Source organism: Vibrio sp. Vb1026 (assembly GCF_033338745.1).
Taxonomy (GTDB): domain Bacteria; phylum Pseudomonadota; class Gammaproteobacteria; order Enterobacterales; family Vibrionaceae; genus Vibrio; species Vibrio alginolyticus.
The window spans coordinates 81607-95943 of record NZ_JAWOTH010000012.1; the positions used below are offsets into that span (position 1 = coordinate 81607).

The 14337-nt window shown below is 43.2% G+C and carries 18 protein-coding genes; all 18 read right to left on the minus strand.

The features are described 5' to 3' along the window. Positions 1-114 precede the first annotated feature (114 nt). Positions 115-1092 (minus strand): type III secretion system effector VopR, encoded by a 978-nt coding sequence (vopR, locus tag R7E47_RS17045; protein ID WP_318084703.1) that lies wholly within the window; start codon positions 1090-1092, stop codon positions 115-117. A gap of 10 nt (positions 1093-1102) precedes the next feature. Next, the gene (locus R7E47_RS17050) at positions 1103-1549 is read right to left on the minus strand and encodes a type III secretion system chaperone (protein WP_054576980.1); all 447 of its coding nucleotides are present in this window, start codon (positions 1547-1549) and stop codon (positions 1103-1105) included. 255 nt (positions 1550-1804) lie between these two features. Further along, on the minus strand, positions 1805-2968 hold the full coding sequence (locus R7E47_RS17055) for a VopS family T3SS effector adenosine monophosphate-protein transferase (protein WP_318084705.1): 1164 nt from the start codon (positions 2966-2968) through the stop codon (positions 1805-1807). A gap of 3 nt (positions 2969-2971) precedes the next feature. After that, positions 2972-3403, minus strand: coding sequence for a type III secretion system chaperone (locus R7E47_RS17060; protein WP_005377206.1), 432 nt, complete (start codon positions 3401-3403; stop codon positions 2972-2974). Between the two features lie 184 nt (positions 3404-3587). After that, positions 3588-4226, minus strand: a complete 639-nt coding sequence (locus R7E47_RS17065) for an HrpE/YscL family type III secretion apparatus protein (protein ID WP_005387146.1) — start codon at positions 4224-4226, stop codon at positions 3588-3590. Beyond that, entirely contained in the window at positions 4205-4870 is a 666-nt protein-coding gene (gene vscK, locus R7E47_RS17070) for a SctK family type III secretion system sorting platform protein VscK (RefSeq protein WP_054728547.1), read from the minus strand. Before vscK ends, R7E47_RS17065 begins: the two co-directional genes overlap by 22 nt. Beyond that, positions 4863-5609 carry a type III secretion system inner membrane ring lipoprotein SctJ gene (gene sctJ / locus R7E47_RS17075; protein WP_086012989.1) on the minus strand — a complete coding sequence of 249 codons (747 nt, stop codon included), beginning with the start codon at positions 5607-5609 and terminating at the stop codon, positions 4863-4865. The genes vscK and sctJ overlap by 8 nt, the downstream gene beginning before the upstream one ends. Next, positions 5609-5953, minus strand: a complete 345-nt coding sequence (gene sctI / locus R7E47_RS17080) for a type III secretion system inner rod subunit SctI (RefSeq protein ID WP_005387149.1) — start codon at positions 5951-5953, stop codon at positions 5609-5611. The genes sctJ and sctI overlap by 1 nt, the downstream gene beginning before the upstream one ends. Before the next feature lie 8 nt (positions 5954-5961). Next, on the minus strand, positions 5962-6597 hold the full coding sequence (locus tag R7E47_RS17085; protein WP_017821342.1) for a YopR family T3SS polymerization control protein: 636 nt from the start codon (positions 6595-6597) through the stop codon (positions 5962-5964). Continuing rightward, a complete protein-coding gene (locus R7E47_RS17090; protein WP_005377200.1) occupies positions 6594-6953 on the minus strand; it encodes a YscG family type III secretion system chaperone in 360 nt (119 codons plus the stop codon). The genes R7E47_RS17085 and R7E47_RS17090 overlap by 4 nt, the downstream gene beginning before the upstream one ends. 3 nt (positions 6954-6956) lie before the next feature. Beyond that, positions 6957-7205 (minus strand): type III secretion system needle filament subunit SctF, encoded by a 249-nt coding sequence (gene sctF, locus R7E47_RS17095; protein WP_005377199.1) that lies wholly within the window; start codon positions 7203-7205, stop codon positions 6957-6959. An 18-nt stretch (positions 7206-7223) separates the two neighbouring features. Continuing rightward, a complete protein-coding gene (locus R7E47_RS17100) occupies positions 7224-7427 on the minus strand; it encodes an EscE/YscE/SsaE family type III secretion system needle protein co-chaperone (RefSeq protein WP_005377198.1) in 204 nt (67 codons plus the stop codon). Continuing rightward, entirely contained in the window at positions 7414-8715 is a 1302-nt protein-coding gene (gene sctD, locus R7E47_RS17105) for a type III secretion system inner membrane ring subunit SctD (RefSeq protein ID WP_017821344.1), read from the minus strand. The genes R7E47_RS17100 and sctD overlap by 14 nt, the downstream gene beginning before the upstream one ends. Positions 8716-8720: 5 nt before the next feature. Further along, complete coding sequence (gene sctC / locus R7E47_RS17110; RefSeq protein WP_242542084.1) at positions 8721-10595, minus strand: type III secretion system outer membrane ring subunit SctC; 1875 nt, start codon at positions 10593-10595, stop codon at positions 8721-8723. Beyond that, positions 10592-11020 (minus strand): YscB family type III secretion system chaperone, encoded by a 429-nt coding sequence (locus tag R7E47_RS17115; RefSeq protein ID WP_017821346.1) that lies wholly within the window; start codon positions 11018-11020, stop codon positions 10592-10594. The genes sctC and R7E47_RS17115 overlap by 4 nt, the downstream gene beginning before the upstream one ends. Before the next feature lie 12 nt (positions 11021-11032). Further along, entirely contained in the window at positions 11033-12013 is a 981-nt protein-coding gene (locus tag R7E47_RS17120) for a T3SS regulon anti-activator ExsD domain-containing protein (RefSeq protein ID WP_318084708.1), read from the minus strand. 148 nt (positions 12014-12161) lie between these two features. Then, a complete protein-coding gene (locus tag R7E47_RS17125) occupies positions 12162-13022 on the minus strand; it encodes an AraC family transcriptional regulator (protein WP_005377191.1) in 861 nt (286 codons plus the stop codon). Positions 13023-13631: 609 nt separating this feature from the next. Continuing rightward, positions 13632-14045, minus strand: coding sequence for a YscW family type III secretion system pilotin (locus tag R7E47_RS17130; RefSeq protein ID WP_318084710.1), 414 nt, complete (start codon positions 14043-14045; stop codon positions 13632-13634). Positions 14046-14337 lie beyond the last annotated feature (292 nt).

The window sequence follows — 14337 nt, forward strand, 5'->3', positions numbered from 1 at the left end:
TCTCGCTCTAAAATCGAGTTGCCAGAGTAATAAAAAAGAGCAGCTCAGAGCTGCTCTTTCAATAAAGGTTAGATGCTTAGCATGATGTATTTGCTCACTTCTTTTGCAGAGTGACTAACCCAGTTTATGGCTATCAAAAATGACTTCTGTTGGCGGGAACATATTCGAAACAGGTGGTCGTTGTGCATCTCCAAACATTGGTGCACCGAATGCAGATGTCGCCCACGGGTCAACAATTTTCACATCCTTACTCCACGTTGATGGATCTTTTATGTCGCTCTCCTCTTGTCGACCAACCAGTACATAAAGGTGTGTACCTGAATGACCCTTTTTAAACGCAACCACTTCTACTTTGGGTTCACTTTCAGGTGTTCCTGACATGCCTTGAATCATCTCAGCGGCGGCAGCAAAGGCAAGTGTAGTACAGCAGCCGGCTTTCGCGGTTTGTACTGCCTTAGCAATGTTCTGTAGAGTGCTTAATTGCGGTGCGGTTCCTCTTTGTGCTGCAGCTTGAACTCCGTTTGCGGACATCGTCGCTCTGTGATCTTGCATGATTCGCGCTTGATCCGCGTGAAGCTCTTTTAGTCGTGGCTTTCCTTTTGTTTCATAAAACTGTGACCCCTTAACACCGAACGTATTTAAGTCCGTACAGGCAAAATCACCAAGCTTTTGAAGGTTGGCTTTATGTTCGTTGATAAGCGCGACACTCGATGAAGCTTTATTGGTTTTGGAAGAAGAGGCTGCCGTTTGTGCAGTTGGCCAATTTGAGCTAGGACCAGACGACAATCTCTCAAGATTTTTCAGACTCCCAAGCGTTAACTTGTTTTCACCATTCAACACATTTTTCAGCATGAGCTTCGCAACATCTTTAGGAATACCCTGCTTAGTAAGCAGGCTCACTACAATATCTTTCGCTTTATTCTGGTGGCTAATACGCGCGCTGATACTTTTATTTTTTGGTGCACCCTCTTTAACAAAAATATCTTTGCCGTTATGTGCTCGAACCTCTTTGTCGTCAGCTTGATTTTGTGTCGCCAAATGTGACGTTAACTGACTCAACGAGTGCATGTGCGATGTATTAATATTGACCATGTGTGATGCCTTAAACTTGAATAAATGCGTGTACGTCTGTTTGGCTAAAATCTACAACCGTGTTGTTTTGAAATAACTGTACCCAAGTATCAACTAATTCATTCAACTGAATGATTAAGTTAGCAATGTTGGTGAGTTCACTTCCAGCCGCGATAGCAACTTGAAGAACAACGTCTTTGCGTGTTGGATTCACACAAAACTGCACACCACCTGTTTCTCGATACAAGAAGTTGTATTCAAGTAAAACTTGAAGTTTATCTAGCGTAATATCATCTTGTTCTATAAGCAGGTTTTTGGAAATCAATAACTCGCCTTTTTCCTCTACGAGCAGAACATCGACACTGTTGTTTTCAGCAAAATGCAGTGACCACATTTGATCGTCATACGCTGTCACGCGCTCAAGGTTCAGCACTTCTCCTAGCTCAGAGAGAAGCATATTAATCTTTCCTGTATCCATGTTGTGTCCTGTCTAATTTATTATAACTAAGTGACATCGATATATTTATTGCAGCGAAGCCACTTGGGTATAACGGCTCGTTTAAATAAGCGAATAAGGATAAAAGAGATTTTATGGCGAGATAGAAACCGACACTTTATTTCAACGTCTCATTTTTATTGCTATTAGCCGTTTTATTGAGAAGAAAAATTAAGGTCAAGCTGGAAAATAAAAGAGCGGCAATCGCCGCTCCGAAAATTAAATAGAAGTAGAAAATCACTTAATACCGTGAAGGCTATTTTCTGCATCCATAGCTAAAGGATTGAACGAGTCGTTACGAAGTTCTGCTATCGCGTATAGCATGCGCCCCATGCGACCATTTCCATCGGTAAAGCCATGGTACCCGATAACTCCGGCGAACAAATGTTTACCTAAGTCTTTATCTTCTACAGGGTTCTCTTTCAAAAAGCCTTCAATGTGCTGCTTTAACATGCCCTCACCGCCAATACTTGAAGGCAAAGTACCACCCGAAATATTTGGCCCTCGGTAATCACGCTCAACATTAGGCACCAATCGAGCGTGTAGCTCTTTTAGGTTTTCCATATTCAATAAATCTTTACCATTAGACGCGTATTCTTTCAGTAAAGACGTAATATTTTCGGCATCGTTTCCTTTAGAGTTAGAAGCATTAATGATCCACGCCGCAGCTCTTTCAACATTATTGGTTACGCCACTTTTGTTAAACGCGTCCTCTGCCAGTCCTTCAGCGTATACACCTTGGCTTAGATCGGTGCTTGCTAGACCTTCGATATGACGTTGCGCCGATTTAAGATGCATCACCTCCATATCAAACACCGCTTGCATTTGATTAATGCTACCTGCAGGGTTTTTCTTCGCTGCAGATACACCACCGCCGAAGTCTTTTACTACACGTCCAGCAAGCGACTTCGCTGCACTTTCGCCAATCAGTGATGTGAGGTTTTTACCAGAATCGGTTTCTAACATTGCCTCTGTCATCGCTCGCTCTGCTAACTGGTTTAGCTCAGCAGAGTTCGACTGAACTGATTTACTGTCTAACTTCGCAAAGGCATTTAAGACATCTGATGCGGTTTTTATGCTTCCATCTTTGAAGAACATTTGTCCATGCTCAACAGAAGAAGCAGCTTGTAAACGCTGAGCTTGTCCTTGCTCATTATCAAATACGGCTTTTGTAAGGGCTTTCGCTACCGATTGTGGGCTACCTTCGCGAAACAGTTTTCCTGTCGCTTCAAAAAATCGCGCTACTGCACCATTCATAGGATTGGCGCGAGTAAATTCTTGGGTCGCTGCGTTGATTTGGTATTCTTTGCCACCAATACTCAGCTTACCTTCGTTAAGTATCTCGTTACGAGCTTGCGGCATGGCGGCCTGCAACGCGCTAACACTTCCAAAACTGATCATGTTTTAAACCCTTAATGTGGAAAAATGAGTGGTATTCGTTTCCGGTACTTCGGTTGTTTTATTGGTTACTTCTTGTGTATTCGCACTTTTTAACCACTCGATGAAATTCGCAAATGACTCATCGAAAAAAGATGCAGTTAGCAGTTGCTGAGGCAGGTGTATGAAACCGATATATCCGGTCTCTTCCTCCCAGCATACCGCTGGAGAGCCTTGCGTTAAGGCATCTTTCATATGTTGATGCAAAATATCAGCACTCGGTTTATTACCTGAAATCAGCCCGATAAGCGTCACACGATCTTCTTGTGCACGAATTGTGATTGCTGTGTTTTGCTCAACGAGTAGATGGCAACAATCATCCTCATCAAAAACCAACGGCTCCAATTGGCAGCGGCTGGCAAAATCTGTCAGTAAAGAAGTTATAAATCCATTAGCCATTCGACTAAATAATCCTATTTTGTTGTTTTAGAGGCGCTGCTTAGTTGCAACACTTATCAACTAAGCAGCTTTCTTAGGTGTATTCTTAAGGATTTATGGCAGTGAATATTTTAGAAATGGTCGGATTTTTTTTGTTTAAAGGCATTAAAATGAAAAAACTCAGCAAGTGCTGAGTTTTTGAGGTTCATTCATGAATCGTAATTTTACGCTCGCTGAGCTGCTTCACCATGGCTTGCTTTAATGCATGCAGCTGTCCATCAATACTAGCGTCGATGATCCCAACTTCTGTTTCCAAAATGCAGCCTCCATTTTTCAAGCGCGCATCTGCTACCACGTCAACGTAACCGACTTCAGGGAAGTCACTTAATACACCAGCCACCTTTTCTCTCACCTCAACAACCTGCTCTGGGTGGACATGTAAAATGACCTGCTTTTGGTTACTCACCAGTTGCAACGCTTCTCGAACTACACTCACCGTGGTATCGACATCATCGAAGGTATCGATGATCTTACGTACTGCTTCTAACACCACACCTGTCATTTTTTCTTCGACTTGCTGATAGTAGTCATTACAACGTGCTAAGGTTTCAACCATCGTTTGCGCATTTTCAATCTTGGCTTGTGCAAGGCCATCTTGATAACCACGTTGTTTTTCGGTTTCGTAGGCTTGTTGGGCATTAGCAATGATGCTTTCAGCTTTGGAGTTCGCGGCTTCAACTAAGTGTTGCGAATCCAGATAACTGGCATAATCTTTCGCTTTCAGCACCTTTAAGCCAGGTGCCAGCTGCAAATTGTCTGTTTTTATTTCAACAAATGAAACCATTGAGGAATAACCTGTTTTGCGATTTTTTTTGTGAGTCGATACGCCAGATCTCGTTGATCCGCTTCCAACCAGTTAGCTGTTTCCGCGTTTTCGCTAAGTTGCTTTTCCAATTTGAATTGCCAACGAAGAACAACATCTTCCGGTGAGTTAATCAAAATAAACCTCATCCAAAAATATCCCAGCGCCCTCATGCTTGCTTCAACAGACCTTTCATCCAGTAGTTCTGGTAACGAACGCTGCCAGCCTTGCGGCCAGCTGGATAACAGCATCGGCCCGTTTTGAATTAAGAACCGAGCGCCTTCCAAACCAAAAACGTTGTTCAGAACCTGTTTCGGGTGTTTTAAGACAACGCTTCGCATCGCAACACAATGCAAAGCTCCACCCACCATCAATACGAGTTGATTCAACGCGTCTGTCGGGAGCAATGCCAAACTATGACAAGGTCTGTTAAAAGCCGTCTCAGGAACGGGAGATAACGCCCACTCATTGATACACCATTGGTTGAACATGGGGTTATCTCTCCAGCCTTCGATATTTAGTAACCAAGGCTGCTTTTGCTCTATCCAACTTCTATGGATGTACTGGCAAGGCGCATAGTTAAACTGGTGTTGTACCTGCGCGAGTGGTGTTTCTGGTTTAACCACGCTTCGTGTTCCTACGACACCATGTAAAGGTAGCGATATTCGAGCCGATGAGTGCCGCTACCAAGAACACCAAAATGGCGATAAGATTATTCGCCGTCTCTTTGGTGACCTGAACCGACAAAATGCTTTTAAATTGATTGTTTTGAGTAGCAACTCGAACCTCTGATGAGGGTACCATCACTACGCTGATTCGATCGTAGTTCAGCCCCTCAATACTGTTGTTCACTAATAATTTGATCTGCGGAACATATGAATCAAGCGCAATATCTGCCGCGTGTTTAATAAATACGGAGGCAGAAGCTGGAGTTGGACGCTCTCCTGGACGCAGATCTTGATCTTCCAAAACAACATGAACACGTGCCACCAGCACGCCATCAATCTGAGATAAGGTTGACGAGAGCTCTTGAGATTTCGCGTACACCAAACGTGCTCGTTCTGCTAATGGTGACGAGATCAAATCGTCTTTAGGAAACACCTCTTTCAGTGTAGAAAACTGCTCTCTTGGATAACCTTTTCGCTTTAGCGCATCTACCGCGAAGGCGATTTGAGAACTGTCTACCATTAACTTGACGGTGTTGTCTTTGTCAGGCTCTTTTGTTGCAACGACACCTTCGGATAGTAAGATCGACAACATCTCATTACCCTCTTTCTGAGTAACGTTGGTGTATAACTCGGTCTGACAACCTACCAGAAACAACGTGAGCATGATGAAAACTGCTCTCATTTTATTCATCATCACTATTGTGCCTTCAATAAGGTTTCTACGTTTTGTGTGGTTTTACCCACGGTTTTCGCGATCAGCTCTTCTTGAAAAGTAATGCGTGTCAGCGCCCACTGCATTTGCAGTAATTGCGCCGGATCATCACCCACCATCTTCATGTTGTCTTGCAGGTTACTTTTCGCGTTATCGATAGTGTTTTTCAACTCGCTGATGTTTTCTAGCAAACCGCCCTCCAGGCCATTACTTGCCTCGGGAACCGACATGGCTTGCTCAAAACGTTCGCTTAAACCGTCTTCGACTTGCGCATCCTGTAACTTATCAATGTTGGTTTGCATCACCTCGGTGTACTGCGTATTTATCATATGTACTCCTAAGATAAATCTAACTTGTGACTGTGAGTCATGATGTTTTTCACCATCGCATTTTTTTGGATCATGAAGCTAAGTTCATCACGAACCATGTCCAGTGTTGATGCCATATCAGGTAACGACTTCAACTCTGCCCAGCAATGCCATAAGGCTTGTTCTTTCTGGGCACCCAGTGGAAAATGCTGCGCTAGCATTGCTTTTAGTGCTGTTTTATCAGCAGGTGGTTCGGCAATAAGCTGTCCCGAAAAACTCCCTAGTAACTCCTGCTTCAACACCTTTAACAAATCAGATTGTGGCTGCTCGTTGCCTTTTGCACTCTTCGCCTCATGAAAGGCGTACCACATTGCCTCTCGTTTAACTTGAGGGTCGGAAAACGCTTCATTTAACGATGATAAGACACTTTGCTTACTGACAACCTCTGCGTCTTTTAATGATTCGTACCACGCTTTAATCTCCGCCAGTTTCGCTTCTGTTTTCTCTAGCGTCTCTTTTGGAGAAACATGTGAAACTTGCTCTTGCTTGTCACTTCGCTCCATGAGTGCTTTCATCTTGTCTTCATCGCTCCGCTCATAATGGCGCGACTCCGACTGACGCAAAGATTGGTGTTGAAGACTTAGGTTGCTTGAATCAATGATCATCCAAGATTCCTAATGTCCTGAGAAAAGCTCGCAGCAAATGCTTGGCTTTCTTCGCTTCCTTGTGACGCAAGTTCTACCCAGCTTTCCGCTTTGCTCAGTAAACCGGCTTTGGCAGAAGCAAGAGCCGCTAAGCTGATCAGATCTGGATAGGCATTACAAAGTGGTTCGAGTAATTGATGAGCCTCTTCATACAAGCCTTTATTCATGAGGCTCATTGCACGAATCATCGCAACGGTCTCTTCAGAACCTGAGCTTGCTTCAAGGCCATCTGCAATCGTGTTGGCTTCTTGATGACGATGCATACCTGTTGCCATCAGCGCGATTTCAGCCAGCAGTTGGCGCGTTTCTCGTTCCATGCTTTACACCTTCTGGAGAATCGACTGCATCACATCTTTAATCGCACGAGTGGTGGTCGCATTGATATTGTAAACAACAGACCATTTGTTGATCGCGTGCTGAAGCTCGGCAAGCTTTGATGGATCATCGGCATTGGTTTCTAGGTTCTTGATGGCTGCCGTCACTTCTGTGTTGGCATCTTTCGCTTGTTGTTCTAACTTAGCTTTAACATCATCAAGGTTTACACTGTTACTAGCATCGTAAAATGACATAAGACTTCCTCGTATTTTTTAGTTAGCTTCGTATGATTCAACGACCGCATGGGCGGCTGTGTAAGCTTCATACTGTTTGAGTAGCAATTGGTACTGCTGTGGTGAGCACCCTAAATCCAACTGACGTTTCACCACCGCTTGTGCTTCTAAGAGCTTGCTCTTAATCTTGTGCACTTCCGCACCGTTTGTGTCGTTATTTAAAATTTGTTCAAGATTTGTCATTGTTCGTCTCACCTTCATATCCAAGTTCTATTGTTATCACCCGCCCGCCTTTAACCAACTCAATACCAGCAGGTGTAACACTGGATATTCGGTAGCCCTGAGGCGTTCTTGCACCGACCATATAGCGAACATTATCGGTCAGAATCACATATGGAACCTGGCCAAAGTTAACGCTACGAAACGGGAAATCGATGTTGGTGCCTTTACTCACCTTAGGTATGGATTTCAAAACCAAGTACGGTTTCTCACCATATTGTTCCCGGAAGTCTCGGGTCACACCGTAAAATCGAGTCGTTTCGATATCATCAAGCTCACCACGAACTTCGATGCGATCACCGCTGGTGACCAACTGGACTTTTTTCAGTAGCTCCGCATCCGTCAATAACGCTTTTAGCGTATCCATGTAGGCACCAGCTCGCTGCAGTTCAACCTTCCACGCAACAAGACCAGGCACGTCTCGCTCCAAGATTTGTTCAACTTGGTTCCAGCGGCTTGCATCATCGATATAGCCCGTCAGCAGCAGTGTGCCGGTCTCATCGCCATTTTCGACTTTCACTTGGTGATAGCCGAGGTTGCGCAAAATAAATCGAACCCCGCGACGAATTTCTTCCATCGTTCTTAAGTCACTTTTGTAATTGATGCCCAAGACATCAATTCGACCAAGCAGATCGAGTTTCTGTGTTCGGTCTTCAACATAACCCTCTAGGACTGCTTGGCGTGCGGCGGCATTCCATTCCACGCGAACGTCGCTAAGTTTGAGCTCGCCTAAGATGTTACGTACCAAAACAATGGGTTCTGCTTCTGTAACAATTTCATTGTTGTTTCCGTTAGCTTGGCTGTACCACATACCGGCAAAAATGACACTCGGGACAAAACTACAAAGCAAAGCGATGAGCGTTGTTTTTTTCCAGCTAGAGCGTTGCACAGCAACCACAGGTGTATTCTGTTGGCTAGATTCGTCGCTGACGTTACTCACAATTAACGCATCTTCCGCGTATCCCAGAGCGAACTTCACAACGCCGACCGAGACAACAGCATGGCGTGACAACTCGATACCATCACCTGCAACAGCGATGTCTTCACTGTTAATATTTGCCTCTTCGCAGCCTCGTAAAATGACCGAGTCTTGCTGGCAAACGAGGGTGAAATGGTTCGCTTCGACCCCAGCATCAGACAGTACAAGATCAGCAATAAAGTCGTCACTGCCAAGCACGAGAGCACCTTCAGGTAAGGTGACTTCTACTCCGGTATGCACGCCTGATAAAATACGAATTTTCCATTGCTGCATCGCGGTTAAGACTCCTCTGAAGGGCGCACACACTCACTTTGTGAGTCATCACATTCCAATACTTTCACCCGCCAACCCTTTTGCCCTGTTGGTAATTGGCACTGCGTTAATTGAGACGACTTTTTCTGTGACAATAAGTCTTGTTGATAGCGCTCGGCCTGAACCCTCGATGTGCAGCTATATACTTCCACTACCGATTTAAATTCAGCGCTATTGTTGGAGATGTTGTTAAGCCTGCCTATACTTGGTCGCAAGTCATATTCGTTGCCAATCAACACACTATCGCCAATACCATCCACAACAATTCGAGGTTCTAAAATAAACATTCGTACTGTGCGGCGCTTAGTATTGGTATTACTTCTAAACAGCGCGCCTAAATATGGGATGTCTCCTAGCAATGGCACTTTACGTAACTGATGGCTCACTTCATCTCGGTACACACCACCGATAAGTAAGCTTTGCCCTTGTTTAACCGTCGCTAAGGTGCTGATTTCAGTTTTACGAACGGAAGGAAGATCATCGACACCACCATCAGCGATCTTTGCACCGTCTTCGAGATGAAGGCTCAGGTTAATTTCAGGTCGTGCAGCAAATCTATCACCAACGATACGTGGGACAATTCTCAGTAACGTGCCATACGTCACCTCTTCCAGCGCTGCGGTTTCTTTACCAACCAACTTGACGTAAAACGTGCTGCTGTTGTTCAGTACCGCTTCGACATTTTCCTGAGTTAACAATGTTGGTCTTGAAACCACTTGAGCACTGCCTTTGGATTCCAATAAACGAATTTGAGCCAGCAAGTAATTTAGGTTGGTTGAATCAAGCAAGGACTTAAAGTTCTGTCCACTGCCGAGCGTCACATCCCCCGAATTCACATCACCTGTTGTTTTGATATCGACAATGCGGTTGTTTCCGACAGACACTCCCGCTCGCCAATCCACGCCTAACTGACTTAAATCGTTGGCACTGATATCGACAATCGATAGCGCGACTTCAATTCTTGATTGCGGCTGGTCTAATTGCGCGACCAGTTTACGATAGAGCGGTAATCGTGCTTGAGTATCACGAACGATAATCGCATTAAGACCCGGCTCTGCTTCAACTGTTGCGCCACCATGAACTGAGGCGGTTTTATTACTTTTTACAGGCTTATCTGAACTGGTAACTTCTTTGCTAGACGCACTCGTCACTTGAGTTTGAACACCAGACACGACCCGTTTTAACACCGATGCGATGCCAGGGACCGTAATTGTCTGATCGCGATATGCAATTTCTCTATCCGTTGCAGAAGCGTACTTCAAAGGAATTATCTCAACGAATAATTCGTCGGTTGAATTCGATTTCTGCAGCAAGCGCGTTTCCAATGCCTCCGCCGTTTGTACCACTAAGTCGACATAACGTGGAGGACCCGCAAGATAGACTAACCCTTTGCTCTCAGCAGCTCTCCAACCATAACGAGAATCCCAAACGCCGGTGGAAATTAACGTACTGCGTAGCTCTCTAGCCGTAAGTAATTCCAATTGAAGTAAACGTGAGCGAGTTTCTGTCGCCTTATAGACATGTAAGACGGCTCCATCGAAATACCACATCAAGTTGTACACTTGCGATAAGTAATCGAGGAATTCCGCCGGATCTTCAGGGGTAAAACGCCCATTCACTCGATCGTTGACTTTGTCACTAACAGAAACCGAGACACGATAATTTGCACCGAAGTTATTCAACAACTCTTTTAATGAGTCGTTATCTGCATAGTAGCGGAACGGTTGTTCGGGCCAGTGTAAGTCTGTTGCTTGCGCGTATCCCAAAGGAACAACACTCACTGCGCATAACAATGCCTTTGTTGCAGCACGCCTAATGTTGGGAAAGATTTTTAGCATCATGGTAACCACACTGTATGGTTGATTGTGTGGTTCACGCGTGCTTGTTCCAATAATGCAATGTAACGTTCGCATAGATTGACGTGCTTAGAAAGCAAAGCAGAGAACCGTTCCACCGAACAGTCCTCAACCCTTACTTTACTTTGCAAAATCAATTGCTGATCATCATTGGTTGTCAGTACGCCGCCATCCTCACGAATGGTTTTTAATGAGAGCTGCATGCAACGTTGTAACGCTTGTTCTTGTTGATAATCTAGATGCTCTTTAAACTGGAAGGGTAACGTCGCTTCCCATAAAATCCATGACGCATGTTGCTTGATGGTCAGTGATAACTGGTCAACCTCGATGTTGTAAGAACCATTTTCTGAGGCAATAAAATCCCCTACCTTTAGCGCTTCCGCTAAAGATTTCATCATCTTATCTAACATTTAACGCCCTATTTAGATCTGGCTGAGGTGATTGCAAGCCTGGCCGCACTGACCACTTTGAGTATCAAAATAGTAGTGATCGATATCATCAACAGTTTGCATGTTCTTGAACCATTGCCATACTTTCGCAACCGCATTTTGGTCGTTGTAAACCACATCGCATGCATCCCAAACTTCGTTCAGCTCAGGGGCTTCAAGTCGCACTTCCGAACACCAATTTTTCCACTCAGAAATAAATTGTTCGGTTGTAGAGGTGTACTCCGCGAACCCTTTCAGCTCGTCTAAAGACGGTTGCCACTTCTCAATTAACGAACGATGACATTCAATCACTTGCAACTGTTGTTCGCTTAACGAACCAAGTTGCTTTTTAAGTTGATGCTGCTGGCTCTTAATAAGATCGAGTTGCTGTTGAACAAAGACGGCACTGGTGTCTTCCCCTGATAGCTTCGACCAATATTCCTTCTGAATATCGAGTTGATTGATAAGTTGTTCAACTTTAATCGAAGCATGAAGAGCACTTTGATCGACTTGTCGGTTAATCCACTCGTTGAGTGATAAATGGAAACAAAGCATCAACGTTTTTGGGACAGCCAAATTAAAGCGAAAGCCCAGACGAGAGTTGATGTAGTCCAGCCTTTGTTCGAACGTTGTGATTGTGCTGCTATCACTGAGCTGCGATCCAATTTCCAAAAATAAACGCATGGCAAACCGGTCTATCGAAGCACCAAGTTTTTGATACGTTTTAACTAACTGGCTAGCGCATAGGCTATCGACGACATTTCTATCCAACAAGCGTTGAAGTAAAGATAACTGCTCATAATTTATGACGCCTTCACTCAACAATTGTCGGTGATTGACGTGCACAACATTGAGATCCTGCGTAGGTTTCGAGGCGCTTTCATAACGAGCTCCTCTTTGTAAAACAGTCACTTTCCGCTGTGTCACTATGCTGTCTGGAAAAAGCGAACGGCGTCGCCAATGCTGCTTTTTCATTTATGTTCGTCTCCGCACCCCTTTCGAACAATCCAGAAAGAAAGAGATGTAATAATTTTTAATCGTTCGTTGTTACACGATACATAATAGAATTTACACTGGTGAGTGACTTTCAAAATTAGTCAGAAAATTTTAGTCCCAAGTCATTTCATTTCGCGATAGCCACTTGATCGTCTCCCGAACGTACGCGGCTTGGGGTCGTTCCAAAACGACGACGGTAACTCTGCGTAAAGTAAGACTGGCTGGAAAACCCTGCCTCCATCGCCACATCTACGATGCTCATCTTGCTCGTCAACAGCAGTTTATGAGCATGCAGTAGTCGACGCTCACTGATCCAAGCTCTTGGAGAAATGCCATAGTGCTCATTAAAAAGCTCTTTAAAAGTGGTTAAGCTGGCACCAAACTCCTGCGCGTAGTCTGTCAACTTCCATTCTTTTAAGTAATGCTGTTCCATAAATCGACGTAACCGTTCCGAAGTACGGTTTGTTTGTTGTGACAGCAACGCATACAGTGATTCTCCTCCTTTGCTGTGTAGCAAGAGAATGAGTAGTTCTTCGTATTTTAGGCACATAATGGCATCAGGGTACGCTTGTTGCTCAAGCGTCTGCATGCTAGAAAGCACTTGTTCAACGAGTATGTTCAAACCAAAAGTAAACAAACCAGAACAAACTTTGTCTACCTTAGGCAGCATCATCAAGAGATCACTGTGTTTTTGCAGCAACTGACTAACGAGTTCATTGTCGTAAGCAATAATCGACGCTTTGTATGCCCCATCTAGCGGAGAGTACTCTAACAAGTAATCCCCTTGAGATAGAAATACCCCATTTTCTGCAGCAACATCGATTGTGCAATCACCTGTTTGAACTCGAAGCTGACCATTGTGAACGACAACAATGTGAGACTGGTCTGAGTGAAATACTTCGTCAGATTTTTCATAGCAGGAAAAACTACGAATTTTTCGTGAACTCGAGTCGACCCTTTCTGAGTTTAGTTGGCCTGACACATCCATTTTCTACCCTTCATTATTTTGAGTTTCTCAGTGCAAATGTTGAGAAACTTTCAAAGCACTACTTTGATTGTTGTTATTTCTAAGTACTGCTGTATGAATTAAAGAAGCAAAGAAAAGAGCATAGAAGTTCTATCACTTACCATACCCCCCGAATAATTAGCGAATAACCCAAGCATTACCTTTACCTAAAGGTAAAAGTTTGACTTAGTAAATTTCTGCTGTCCGTCTTTATTATTTTTATCAGATAGCGTTTATCATTAGCCAAAACTTAAATATCATTTCGTTATTTAAGTTTGGTTGTTTTGTTATACATTAGAATACAATTAAATAGATTTCGGCATCGTTTCGAGAACAAAATTAAATTTCCAAAATCATAAAAATGTATGTTTTATAGCCTAAAACGCCAAGCCAACGTGTTCAAGGAGCGAGATATAATCATAAAAAATACTGTTTTTGCAACAAGTATGAGTCTAAAAAACAACTGACCCGATGACTTCAAAGTCATGTAATTAATGTTTATAAAAGACAACAAATCTTTCACAAAAAGAAAGATATGATCTTTATTTTTATAAATTAGAAAATTCTAATAAAAATGTAGTACTTAAAATTTTATCTGTTTATTTTTGGAACAAGAATCAAGTTTTCTTGTTTATTTCCCTCTAAAAATAAATAGTTCTTTTCTTTTTCCGCAACGAGCTCACCGTTTGAATAAAGCTTTCCAATAATCTTCATTTTTCCTTCACCAGCTTGAATTGGTGCAATTAAAAACGAATACTGCACAGGCAACTGAACGCCTTGGTAGCTCTGAGATGCCGATTTAAGACATTGATTATCAATAACTTTACATATTTCCACTTCAAGAGAAGTAATCGAAGGTAGAAAGTAGCCGTCGACAGAAACCCAACCATAGACTGATGCCTGACTCTGTGTATCAAAGCCATCCACCCCATTGACGGACACAGTCTGACTGCACCCACTCAGTATGAATAACCCAATAAAACCAGCCCATATAGAATTGTTCATTATGACCCCATAAACGTATTTTATATAATCTAGCTCATTTGAAATTCACACAATTCTTTATGTAAAAATATAAAAGATCAACTTATATTTATACTACAAGCGGACAATAAATCGCATTTTTCAACAACACGTAGTTAACATGGACTGTAATTTCAAAAACAGTTTCTGCTCTCTTTCATGCCTTCCTTAATTGAAGTTTATTAGAGAAAAGTGATATTCATATATATCATTACCATCGAGATATGCATCTGAACACATTTACTTTTGCCTTTCTATTTCTCTCAACACATTT